This window comes from Janthinobacterium sp. GW822-FHT07H11 (genome assembly GCF_058798615.1).
Map to the genome: position 1 here is coordinate 2,773,961 of NZ_CM179507.1, position 11,833 is coordinate 2,785,793.

11 protein-coding genes are annotated in these 11,833 nt (G+C 64.9%); 7 read left to right on the forward strand and 4 right to left on the reverse strand.

Annotated features, from left to right (window positions below; translation table 11 throughout):
• Positions 1–3: 3 nt before the first annotated feature.
• The 3 genes from AC3RCJ_RS12465 to AC3RCJ_RS12475 form a co-directional block, all read right to left on the reverse strand.
• Positions 4–1,875, reverse strand: a complete 1,872-nt coding sequence (locus AC3RCJ_RS12465; protein ID WP_492964106.1) for a transthyretin-like family protein — start codon at positions 1,873–1,875, stop codon at positions 4–6.
• Between the two features lie 106 nt (positions 1,876–1,981).
• Positions 1,982–2,512 (reverse strand): isochorismatase family protein, encoded by a 531-nt coding sequence (locus AC3RCJ_RS12470; RefSeq protein ID WP_492964105.1) that lies wholly within the window; start codon positions 2,510–2,512, stop codon positions 1,982–1,984.
• A gap of 55 nt (positions 2,513–2,567) precedes the next feature.
• Entirely contained in the window at positions 2,568–3,485 is a 918-nt protein-coding gene (locus AC3RCJ_RS12475; protein WP_492964122.1) for a LysR family transcriptional regulator, read from the reverse strand.
• Between the two features lie 119 nt (positions 3,486–3,604).
• Between AC3RCJ_RS12475 and AC3RCJ_RS12480 the strand changes: the two genes are divergently transcribed.
• The 3 genes from AC3RCJ_RS12480 to mmsB are packed head-to-tail and all read left to right on the forward strand — an operon-like array spanning position 3,605 to position 7,257.
• Entirely contained in the window at positions 3,605–4,822 is a 1,218-nt protein-coding gene (locus AC3RCJ_RS12480) for an ABC transporter substrate-binding protein (RefSeq protein ID WP_492964104.1), read from the forward strand.
• 17 nt (positions 4,823–4,839) lie between these two features.
• The gene (locus AC3RCJ_RS12485; RefSeq protein ID WP_492964103.1) at positions 4,840–6,354 is read left to right on the forward strand and encodes a CoA-acylating methylmalonate-semialdehyde dehydrogenase; all 1,515 of its coding nucleotides are present in this window, start codon (positions 4,840–4,842) and stop codon (positions 6,352–6,354) included.
• A 9-nt stretch (positions 6,355–6,363) separates the two neighbouring features.
• Positions 6,364–7,257 (forward strand): 3-hydroxyisobutyrate dehydrogenase, encoded by an 894-nt coding sequence (mmsB, locus tag AC3RCJ_RS12490; RefSeq protein WP_492964102.1) that lies wholly within the window; start codon positions 6,364–6,366, stop codon positions 7,255–7,257.
• On the opposite strand, the gene AC3RCJ_RS12495 is transcribed toward mmsB, so the two are convergent.
• Positions 7,254–7,643 carry a DUF1090 family protein gene (locus AC3RCJ_RS12495; protein ID WP_492964101.1) on the reverse strand — a complete coding sequence of 130 codons (390 nt, stop codon included), beginning with the start codon at positions 7,641–7,643 and terminating at the stop codon, positions 7,254–7,256. The two genes, mmsB and AC3RCJ_RS12495, sit on opposite strands and share 4 nt — an antisense overlap.
• 222 nt (positions 7,644–7,865) lie before the next feature.
• Between AC3RCJ_RS12495 and AC3RCJ_RS12500 the strand changes: the two genes are divergently transcribed.
• From AC3RCJ_RS12500 to AC3RCJ_RS12515, 4 genes are all read left to right on the forward strand, one after another.
• A complete protein-coding gene (locus tag AC3RCJ_RS12500) occupies positions 7,866–8,621 on the forward strand; it encodes a tetratricopeptide repeat protein (RefSeq protein ID WP_492965630.1) in 756 nt (251 codons plus the stop codon).
• Positions 8,618–9,619 carry a tetratricopeptide repeat protein gene (locus tag AC3RCJ_RS12505; protein WP_492964099.1) on the forward strand — a complete coding sequence of 334 codons (1,002 nt, stop codon included), beginning with the start codon at positions 8,618–8,620 and terminating at the stop codon, positions 9,617–9,619. The genes AC3RCJ_RS12500 and AC3RCJ_RS12505 overlap by 4 nt, the downstream gene beginning before the upstream one ends.
• A 68-nt stretch (positions 9,620–9,687) precedes the next feature.
• The gene (locus AC3RCJ_RS12510) at positions 9,688–10,902 is read left to right on the forward strand and encodes an AGE family epimerase/isomerase (RefSeq protein WP_492964098.1); all 1,215 of its coding nucleotides are present in this window, start codon (positions 9,688–9,690) and stop codon (positions 10,900–10,902) included.
• Positions 10,899–11,831, forward strand: a complete 933-nt coding sequence (locus tag AC3RCJ_RS12515; protein ID WP_492964097.1) for a carbohydrate kinase family protein — start codon at positions 10,899–10,901, stop codon at positions 11,829–11,831. Before AC3RCJ_RS12510 ends, AC3RCJ_RS12515 begins: the two co-directional genes overlap by 4 nt.
• Positions 11,832–11,833 lie beyond the last annotated feature (2 nt).

Below are 11,833 nucleotides of genomic sequence, written 5' to 3' on the forward strand. Positions count from 1 at the left end.
ATTCTATTTGCAGTACAGCCTGTCAATGCTGTGGCTGGACGCCAGGTAATGCCGCGTCTGCCACGTAATCGCCACGCGATAGGCGCACGGCGGATCGAGCGCCACGTTGACGGGAAAGCCGCCATTGTTGCCCGATAAATGCGGGCCGCCCGCGCCGCCGCGGAACAGATAATTGCTCGGTGGTGGCGGCGGCGTGAAACTCGCGGCCGGCAGCGGTGGCGGCGGGTGCTGGATGCCGTTGTTGTTGGAAATCGTGATATTGAAAAAGCGCAAATGCGGATGGTCTATCGTGTACAGGATATGCACGAGGCCGCCCGCGATGGGGTTGCAGGCATTGCTGCGCAACTCTTCCAGGTCCAGCACCACGATGACGGGCGAGTTGTCGAAGACAATGGAGTCAAGCCCGTCCGTGGCCACCAGCGCCAGGCTGATGCCGTCGCGCACTTCGAAGCCCAGGCGGTAGCGGCGTATCGGTTCGCTCTCGGCTGCCGTCAGGCTGCGGCCCGCGTCGAGGATGGGCAAGCCGCCTGGCAGCTTGGCCGGATGCAGGCTGGTGATGGCGGGCGTATTCACGGTGAGCAAATCGAAGGTGCGCAGGAAGATGTTGGGCGCCACGTTGACGATGGCCGTCGTGCCGTCGCGCATGTCCACGGTGACGGGCTTGCCGTCGACCCGTATCCAGCCGCCCGGTTTCAGATCGCTCGCATCGATGACGACCTGTGCCGAGTCGGCCAGGCCCAGTCCATTCGTATAAAACACATAGCCGACGAGGGTGCCGAGCACTTGCGTCAAAGGCAGCAGGGTAGCCGGCGCCACCGTCGGCAAGGCTGTCGGGTCGTCCGTGCCGCCGGGCCACGTCCATTCGCCGATCAGGAAGCGGTATTCGAGCGGATTGGCGGGGATGGCGCTGTTGCGCAGCGGGCAATTGCCTTTCAAGGTGACGCCGCCGGCGAACACGTAGGAGGCGCCGGCGCCGCCCGCATAGCCTTGCGCGGAAAAGCCTGCCAGCGAGGGGAAGGGGTGGATGTCGAATACTTCCACCTGCTGCCAGTGGGGCACGCCTTCCACGTCGGGCGGCAAGACGTCTTTCGAGCACAGTTCCACGCAGAAACAGTGGCCGACGTTTTCGCGCCCCGGCTGGCGGCCGTTGGCTTGCGTTTCCGACAGGATGGTCACGCTGCCCAGCTGGGCCGTGAAGTACACGTCGGGCCCGCTGGCGAACTCCACGTTGATGAACGGCGAGAACGGCGTAAGCGTGAAGTCCGACGTCAGGTAATCGATGCGGAAACGTCCCGTGGCATCGGTGACGGCCACGCCCAGCGCATCGTCCTGCAGCCAGTCCGCGTCAAATGCGCGCACGGTGGCGCCGGCGATCGGCGTGTGGGGCGCATCGCAGGTGCGCAGGCGGCCGCAGATGGTCCAGGCGCCGAAGCGGGCGCGCACCAGGCACCAGAAGCGTTGCGGCAGGCAGTAATCCCAGACGGCGAGGAAATCGTTGTCGACCTGGCGCCAGCGGGGCTGGAGGGTGGTGATGGAAAACTGCAGCGGCACGGGGTCTTTCGGGCCCGGCTTCAGATGCGGCACGGTGGGGCACAGCACATCGACCTCGACGGCTTCGCCCTGGTAATCGCCGTCCAGGGTGAAACTGTAATTGCCGTCGTCATCCGTGCGCGCCTCGGCCAGCAGGAAGGGTGCTTTCGCCTGCACTTCCTCGTCGGTAAGGATGGCGAAGGTTTCCTTGGCGCTGGCCACGGCCAGGGCCGTGACGTTTTGCGACTCGCGCAGGCGGTACAGGCGCACGATGACGTGCGACAAGGCTTCAGGACATTCGGCACAGATCAAGCCGCACAGCTTGCCCCGCAGGATATAGGCCATGATGGTTCTCCAGCTCGGTTGGACAGGTGCGCTGCTCGCAATGGCGGCGCTTTTACCAAGCTAGCAAATGGACAGCCGATGGGCTTGATCCTGCGTAAAGGAGTGCTTATTTGATCAGCGCCAGTACTTCGCGGAAACGCGGGTGCTTGCAGTCTCGCAACCATTCAAAGGCCAGCATTTCCACCGTCACCAGGTGGGCGCCCAGCCTGTCCAGGCGGGCCAGCGCCGCGTCGCGGCTGGCGGCCTGGCGCGAACCGACGGCGTCGATGGCGATGATCACGTCATAATCGAGTTCCAGCAGGCCGATGGCCGTCTGCAGCATGCACACATGGGCTTCGCAACCGGTGACGACGATCTGGCTGCGCCCTGGCGGCAAGATCGCCTGCAAGCCGTCGGCACAGGCGCCGAAATGCGTCTTGTGCAAGGTGCGTTCGCACAAGGCGGCGATCTCTTCCACGTTCGGCCCCAGTCCCTGGCGGTTCTGTTCCGTGCCCAGCACGGGCACGTCGAGCAGGCGGGCGATCCTGGCCAGGCGCAGGTTTTGCGCCAGCACCAGGCCGGCGTCGTGGATGGCCGGCATCAAACGGCCTTGCAGGTCGACAATGACTAAAACAGCCTGGTTTGCATCCATCAGCATGGCATTCTCCTAATTTGTATGTGGCGACAGGACAGTGTAGCGCGCCGCAGTGTGCTCAAGTTGGCCAGCTGGGCGTGGCCGTCTCGCCCATCAGATAGGCGTGATTCAAATCGATGGCGCCGCGCAGGTAGTTCCACAGGGCGCTGACGCGGGCGATGTTGCGCCGTTCGCTCGGTGAAATCATCCAGAAAGAGCGCACGAGGTCGATGTCGCCGTCGAGCACGGGCAGCAGTTCGTTCGACTGCTGCGCCACGAAGCAGGGCAGGATCGCCAGCGCCTGGCCCGCGCGCGCCGCGTGGTATTGGGCGATCACGCTGGTGCTGCGGAATGCGCGCAGCGAGTCGGGCGCCACGTTGTCCATATAGCGCAGCTCCGCGCTGAAGACCAGGTCGTCCACATAGCCGATGATCGGGTGCTGCGCCAGCTGCGCCACGCTGGTGATCGCCGCGTGGCGCGCCAGGTAGGCGGGCGTGGCGTACAGTTTCAGCCGGTAGTCGGACAATTTCGTCACCACGTAGGGGCCGGACAGGGGGCGCTCGATGGAAATGGCCACGTCCGCCTCGCGCTTGGACAGGCTGACGAAGCGCGGCACGGCGATCAGGTCCACGCTGATGTGCGGATAGCGGCCGCAAAACTGCGCCAGGTGCGGCGCCAGCACGACGGCGCCGAAGCCTTCCGTGGCGCCCAGGCGCACCTGGCCCGACAGCAGCCGGTTGTGTTCGCCCAGTTCCTCGGTGGCGGCAAATACCGTGCTTTCCATGGTTTCCGCATATTCCATCAGGCGGTGGCCCTCGGGCGTCAGCTGGTAGCCCACGTAATTGCGGTCGAACAGCTGCGTGCCCACCTGCTCCTCGAACTTGCGCATGCGCCGCGACACGGTGGAATGGTCGATGCCCAGTTTTTTCGCCGCGTCGACGAGTCCCGCGCTGCGCGTCAGCTCCAGGAAGACGCGTACATTGTCCCAATCGAGCACTTTCTTCTCCTTGTGCATTTTTGCAAAGGAATTATGCATTAATTTCACTTGAGTGCATATTTTTACACATGCAGAATGCATCTACACCTATAAGAAAACCTGTTCACCTGGAGACACGCATGAAAAAAACCGTTCTGGCCATGGGCGCGCTGGCGCTTTCCCTGTCTTTCACCGGCGCGCACGCGCAGATTTCCGACGGCGTCGTCAAGGTCGGCATCCTGACCGACATGTCCGGCCCGTATTCGGCCATGGGCGGGCGCGGCTCCGTCGTCGCCAGCCAGATGGCCGTCGAGGATTGCCTGAAAGCCGAATGCAAGGGCATGAAGATCGAAATCCTCTCGGCCGACCATTTGAACAAGGCCGATATCGCCGCCTCCAAGGCGCGCGAGTGGATAGACCGCGACAAGGTCGATGCCATCGCCGATCTGACCAATTCCTCGGTGGCCCTGTCCGTGCAAAAGCTGATGAAAGAGAAGGGCGGCATCGCCATGTTCAGTGGCCCGGCCACCACGCGCCTGACGAATGAAGATTGCTCGCCGAACGGCTTCCACTGGATGTTCGACACCTATTCGCAGGCGGCCGGCACGGCGGCGGCGCTGACGAAACTCGGGCAAAAATCCTGGTATTTCGTCACCGTCGACTACGCCTTCGGCCACTCGCTGGAAAAGGACGCCAGCGAAGTCGTCAAGCGCAATGGCGGCACGGTGCTGGGCGCCGTGCGCCATCCGCTCAACGCTTCCGATTTCTCGTCCTTCCTGGTGCAGGCGCAAGGCTCGAAAGCGCAGGTGATCGGCCTGGCCAACGGCGGCGCCGACGTGGTCTCCGCCATCAAGCAGGCGCGCGAATTCCGCATCGGCAGCGGCAAGGACCAGCGCCTGGCCGCCTTGCTGGTGTTCCTGTCCGACGTGCACGCGCTGGGGCTGGACACGGCCCAGGGCCTGGTCTACGCGGACGGCTTTTACTGGGATGCCGATGAGCGCAGCCGCGCGTTTGCCAAGCGTTTCGAGGCGCTCAACAAGGGCGCCAAGCCGACCATGGTGCAGGCGGGCGTGTATTCGAGCGTCTACCATTACCTGAAATCGGTGGCGGCCGCGAAAAGCGACGACTCGAAGATCGTCGCCCAGAAAATGCGCGAGCTGCCCATCCAGGACGCCGTCATGCACAATGCCTCGATCCGCCCAGACGGCCGCGTCATCCACGACATGTACCTGGTGCAGGTCAAAACCCCGGCCGAATCCAAAGGCGCGTGGGATTACCTGAAAGTGCTGTCCACCATCCCCGCCGACCAGGCGTTCAAGCCGATGGATGCTGCGGCGTGCAATCTCGTTAAAAAATAACCACGGAGTCTCGAACCATGAACCAAGCCCTCACCTCAGTCCCCGCCATCCCCCTGCACATCGGCGGCAAGCACCACGCCTCGACCAGCACGGAATGGCGCGACGTCGTCAACCCGGCCACGCAGGACATCGTCGCCAGGGTGCCGTTTTCCACGCCCGACGAAGTCAATCTGGCCGTCGCCACGGCCAAGGAAGCATTCAAGACGTGGCGCAATACCCCGCTGGCGGCGCGCATGCGCATCATGCTCAAGTACCAGCATTTGATCCGCGACAATATCGGCGCCCTGGCCGAACTGATCACGCGCGAGCATGGCAAGACCCTGCCCGACGCGGAAGGGGAAGTGATGCGCGGCCTGGAAGTGGTGGAACACGCGTGCTCGATCGCCACCCTGCAGCTGGGCGAAATCGCGGAAAACGCGGCCACGGGCGTCGACGTCTACAATATCTACCAGCCGCTGGGCGTGGGCGCCGGCATCACGGCGTTCAATTTCCCCGTCATGCTGCCATGCTTCATGTTCCCCATCGCCATTGCCTGCGGCAATACCTTTGTGCTGAAACCGTCCGAGCAGGACCCGTCCTCGAGCATGTACCTGGTCGAGCTGATGTACCAGGCGGGCTTGCCGGCCGGCGTGCTGAATGTCGTGCATGGCGGCGCCGACGTCGTCAACATGCTGTGCGACCATCCCGACATCAAGGCCGTGTCCTTCATCGGCTCCACTCACGTGGGCACGCATGTGTACCGCCGCGCCAGCGAATCGGGCAAGCGCGCGCAGTCGATGATGGGCGCGAAAAACCATTGCGTGGTGCTGGCCGACGCCAACAAGGAGCAGGCGATCAATAACCTGATCGGCGCGGCCTTCGGCGCGGCGGGCCAGCGCTGCATGGCCAATTCCGTCGTCGTGCTGGTGGGCGAGGCCCGTTCCTGGCTGCCGGAAATCGTCGCCCGCTCGCAAGCGCTGAAAGTGGGACCGGGCAGCGACCGCACGGCCGACCTGGGGCCGATGGTCTCGAAGGCCGCCATGCAACGCGCGGAAAAGCTGATCCAGGCGGGCGTGGACGAAGGCGCGCAGCTGCTGCTCGACGGCCGCGGCCACAAGGTGGCCGGCTACGAGGGCGGCAATTTCATGGGGCCGACGATATTCTCGCAGGTGGCGGCATCGAATTCCGTCTACACGCAGGAAATCTTCGGTCCCGCCATGTGCGTGGTCGAAACCGAGACGCTCGACGAAGCGATCGCCTTCATCAACGCCAACCCGAACGGCAACGGCACCTCGATCTTCACCTCGTCCGGCTGGGCCGGGCGCAAGTTCCAGAACGAGATCGACGTGGGGCAGGTGGGCATCAACGTGGCCATTCCCGTGCCCGTCGCCTATTTCAGCTTTACGGGCTCGCGCGCCTCGAAACTGGGCGACCTGGGGCCGAACGGCAAGCAAGCCTTGTATTTCTGGACGCAGACCAAGACCGTCACGGCGCGCTGGTTCGCCCCGGACGATGGCGGCAGCGGCGTCAACACCACCATTGCAATGAAATAAGGGGCGGCGATGAGCGCAAACATCGTTTTTATTGGCCTGGGCAACATGGGGCTGCCCATGGCGCACAACCTGGTGCGGGCCGGCCATGCCGTCACGGGCTTTGACTTGCTGCCGGCCAGCGTGCGCCAGTTCGCCGATGGCGGCGGCCTGGTGTCCGACGACCAGGGTGCGGCGATTGCCGCCGCCGACATCGTCATCACCATGCTGCCGGCCAGCCGCCACGTGCTGGGTGCGTATTTGGGGGACTCCGGTATCCTGGCGCAGGCGCGGCCCGGCACCCTGCTGATCGACTGTTCGACGATTTCCACCGAGGCGGCGCGCCAGGTGGGCCGCGCGGCGCAGGAGCGGGGCTTGCCCATGCTGGACGCGCCCGTCTCGGGCGGCACGGCGGGCGCCACCAACGGCACCCTGACTTTCATGGTGGGCGGCGAAGAATCGGCACTGGCGGCGGCGCGGCCCTACCTGGAGATCATGGGCAAGGCCATCTTCCATGCGGGCGGCTCCGGTTGCGGTCAGACGGTCAAGATATGCAACAACATGCTGCTGGGGATACTGATGGTCGGCACCAGCGAAGCGATACGCCTGGGCGTGGCCAATGGCCTGGACCCCAAAGTGGTGTCGGACGTGATGGCGAAAAGCTCGGGCCGCAACTGGACCCTGGAGGTGTACAACCCGTGCCCCGGCGTGGCCGAGAACGTGCCCGCGTCGCGCGGCTACACGGGCGGCTTTGGCGTCGATTTGATGCTGAAAGACCTGGGCCTGGCCGTGGAAAGCGCGCTGGCCAGCGGCGCCTCGGTGCCGCTGGGCGCCCTGTCGCGCAATTTATATAGTCTGCACAGCAAGGCGGGGGCGGGCGCGCTGGATTTCTCCAGCATTTATCAGCTGCTGGGGGAGAAAGCTTAAGGCTGCTGGGCCTGCAGGGCGGCCAATTCCGCCCTGGCTTTTTCCAGCTTGCCTTCCAGCTTGGCGATCTTCTTCGGCTCCTTGTTCGCTTCCTGGGCCAGGCGCAGCGAACGCTCCGTCTGGTTGACCTTGGCCTGCGCCTTCAGCACCTTCTTGTTGTGGCGTTCGACCAGGCTGCTGTCGCGGCAGTGGGCGTTGACTTCATCGAGCGCGCGCGTCAGGCCCGCGACCTTGTCGGACAGGCCCTGTTCCTGGGCCTGGCGCAATTCGCTGCGGATGCTTTCGCGTTTGGCGGCGCAGCCGGTCAGCTGGGTGTCTGCGGCGCTGGCGCCCACGCAGGCTGCGGCGAGCAGCAAAGTCAGGGCAGTGGTGGCGAGGCGGTTCATGGCGTTCCTGGGTATGGGGTTGAGTTGATGCAATGTAAGCTTGCCTACGCCACCTGTCAAACTTCGCCTACCGTGCGCGCCTGTCCCGCATGGCATCGGCTACCATGCGGGTTTTCTTCTTTTCGATACCGCCGCATGCCCAAGAAATTATTGTTGCTGATTCCTTTACTATTGGCGTTGCCTGTCCTGGCGCAAACCTCGCCCACCTTGCTCGATCTGCAGTTGATCGCCATCAAGGCCCGGGCCGATGCGGCCAGCCATAGCCCGGAAAGCATCGCCGAATTTGCCGAGACCCGGCGTGCGGCCGAAGCGGGCGACGTCGAGGCGCAGCTGGAACTGGCGCGCATGCTGCAGCTGGGCGTCGGCGCGCCGCAAGACACGGCGCACTCGATGGCCTGGATACGCAAGTCGGCCGAAGGCGGCTATGCGCCGGCGCAATCGGCCCTGGGCCTGGCCTACACGGTGGGCGGCAAGGTGCCGATCGACCGCGTGCAGGGACAATATTGGCTGCGCAAGGGCGCGGCGCAGGGTGACGCGCTGGCGCAAACCATGCTGGCGCTGGAATTCATCGATGGCGACAGCCCTGCCGAAGAACAGGCGCTGGCCATCCAATGGCTGAAGAAGGCCGCGCTCGAAGAGCACTTTGTGCCCGCCTATAATGCGCTGGGCGAGCACCTGATGCGCGCAGCCGCCGATGAGCAGGATCGCGGCGAGGCCTTCCACTGGTATGACAGGGCGGCGCGCGAAAAGGAACCGGCCGGCATGCGCAACCTGGCCCGCGCGCACGAGCTGGGACTGGGCGTGGCGCAGTCGGACAAGCTGGCCCTGGTCTGGTACGAGCGGGCGGGATGGAGCGGCGACTTGCCCGCCATGCGACGCATGCTCGATGTGTATGTCAAGGGCGAACTGGGACAGCAGGCGAATGCCGACGACGCCGCCGAATGGCGCGCCAGGCTGGCGGAAAGCGAGAAGAAATGAAGACCATCGTATTCTTATTGAGCCTGGCGCTGGCCCAGAGCGTGCCGGCCCAGCCAGCCGCCGAAGCGGCGCCGCGCCAGCATCCGGCGCTGGCCGAATTCGACACCAAGGGCCTTGACGCCATGCGCGCCAGGGTGCAGGCCGTGATCGACCGTCCGGCCGACCTGTCGCCGGAAAAAATCGCCGCCTACGACAAGACGCGCCGCGCCGCCGAAGGGGGCGATGCGGCCGCCCAGCTGGAACTGGCGCAGATGCTGCACGAGGGCGAGGGCGCGCCGCGCGACGTTGACGCCGGCCTGGCGTGGATGCGGAAATCGGCCGAGGGCGGCCATGGCCCGGCCCAGGCATTCCTGGGCGTGGCCTATACGCTGGGGCAGGGCATGGCCATCGACCGCAAGCTGGGCGAATACTGGTCGCGCAAGGGGGCCGCGCAAGGCGTGGAACTTGCCAACTTCATGGTGGCCCAGCATTTTGAAAATATCCACAGCAGCCCGGAAGAACAGGCGCACGCGCTGCATTGGCTGAAGTTCTATGCCGAAAACGGTTTTATTCCCGCCTACAATGAAATCGGCTACCGCCTGATGATGACGGCGCACGATGATGCGCAGCGCAAGGAGGCGTTCGGCTGGTACATGCGGGCGGCCAAGGCGCTCGATCCGCCCGGCTTGAACAATGTCGCTTATTCCTATGAAGTGGGGCAGGGCGTGCCGCAGAGCGACGAGGCGGCGCTGGGCTGGTACGAGATGGCGGCCATCGCCAAAAGCCCGCCGGGCCAGACGGGTTTCGCGCGCCTGCTGGAGCAGGGCCGCGGCGGTCCCACGCGGCAAGGGCCGGCGCCCCAGCCCTTCGACTTGTATCTGCTGGCGGCCAGGCAGGGCGACCTGGAGGCCATCGAAAGGCTGATCAAGGTGTACGATCGGGGTGAACTGGGACAGGCGGCCGACCCCGCGCAGGCCACAATGTGGCGTGAACAGCGCAAGCTGGCCAAGACGCCGTGATTCGGCGAGACGGAGCGGAAACGGCATGCTATCATCATTGTTATCGATAACAATATCATGAGAGACCCATGAATCCCGATTTCCGTTCCAGGCAGATGCTCGAAGGGCACATCCTGCACACGATGCACTTCTATCACCCGCGCGCGTTTGACCCGAGCGGCGGCTTCTACCACTTCTTCCTCGACGACGGCACCGTCTACGACCATGCCACGCGCCACCTGGTCAGCAGCACGCGCTTCATCTTCAATTACGCCATGGCTTGCCGCCATTTCGGCGGCGACGATTACCAGGCGGCCATGCGCCACGGCGTGGCCTTCTTGCGCGACGTGCACCGCGACCCGGCCACGGGCGGCTACGCCTGGCAACTGTCGTGGAAAGATGGCGTCAAACAGGTGGAAGACGGCGCCAACCACTGCTATGGCCTGGCTTTCGTGCTGCTCGCCTATGCGCATGCCTTGCAGGCGGGGATGGCGGAAGCGCGTGCCTACCTGGATGAAACGTTCGAATTGATGGAACAGCGCTTCTGGCTGCCCGAGCACGGCCTGTATGCGGACGTGGCCAGCGCCGACTGGGCCACGCTTGACGGCTACCGTGGACAGAACGCGAACATGCATGCCTGCGAAGCCATGCTGGCCGCGTTCGAGGCGACGGGCGAGGCGCGCTACCTGCACCGCGCCGAAACGCTGGCGCACAACATCACGGTGCGCCAGGCGGGTCTGGCCAACGGCATGATCTGGGAACACTACAAGCCGGATTGGTCTATCGACTGGGACTACAACCTGCACGACAAGAGCAATATCTTCCGCCCGTGGGGCTACCAGCCCGGCCACTTCACGGAATGGGCCAAGCTGCTGTTGATCATGGAGCGCCACGCCAGGTTCATGGCCGGTCCGTCCGACTGGCTGCTGCCCCGTGCGCGTGAACTGTACGACACGGCGCTGGCCAAGGCCTGGGATGGCGCGCATGGCGGCATCCATTACGGTTTCGGTCCGCACGATGAGATCTGCGACGGCGACAAATATTTTTGGGTGCAGGCGGAAAGCTTCGCCGCCGCCGCCGTGCTGGCCGCGCGCACGGGCGACGACGCCTACTGGCACAGCTACGACAAGATATGGGACTACAGCTGGAAGCACTTCGTCGACCACGAGCACGGCGCCTGGTACCGCATTTTGACGCCCGAGAATCAAAAAATCAGCAACGAGAAGAGCCCGGCCGGCAAGGTCGATTACCACACCATGGGCGCCTGCTATGAAGTACTGAACGTGCTCAAAGGTGCCGCATGAGCGCCGCTTTTCCACGCGAATTCCCACCATTCGTGTCGGCCGGCGAAGCGCTGACGGACATGCTGCGCACGGGCGCGGACGCCTGGAGCAGCCAGGTGGGCGGCTCGACCTGGAACGTGGCCCGCGTGATGGCTCGGCTGGGCGTGCCCAGCGCCTTTGCGGGCGCCGTCAGCCTCGACGTGTTCGGCGACGCGCTGGCCGCCGCCACCGAAGCGGCGGGCCTGGACATGCGCTTTTTGCAGCGCCGCGCGAAGTCGCCGCTGCTGGCCATCGTGCATGAACTGCATCCGCCCACGTATTATTTCATCGGCGACGACAGCGCCGACCTGCATTTCGACGCGGCGCAGCTGCCAGGCGGATGGATGCAGGGCGCGCAATGGGTGCATTTCGGCGGCATCAGCCTGGCGCGCGAACCGCTGGCCGGCAAGCTGGTGGCGCTGGCGCAGGAACTCAAGGCGGCCGGCGTCAAGATCAGCTACGACCCGAATTTCCGCATCATGATGGACGAGCGCTACGACGCCACCCTGCGCCGCATGACGGAGCTGGCCGACGTGGTGAAGGTGTCGGACGAAGACCTGGCGGGCCTGTTCCGCCACGACGACATCGATGGCGCGTTTGCCGTGCTGCGCGGCTGGAATCCGCAGGCCACGTATCTGTATACGCGTGGCTCGCAGGGCGCGGCGCTGTACCAGGGCGGGCAGACATGGCAGGCGGCGCCGCCCGTCATCGAGGTGGTCGACTCGGTGGGTGCGGGCGACGCCAGCATCGGCGGCTTGCTGTACAGCCTGATGTACCGTCCCGAGGCCGACGGCGGCCAGCACTTGCGCTTTGCCGTCGCGGCCGGGGCGGGCGCCTGCCTGGCGGCCGGCGGCTCGCCGCCCTCGGTGGAACTGGTGGAGTCGCTGGCGCAGCGCACGGTGGTGCGCTAAGG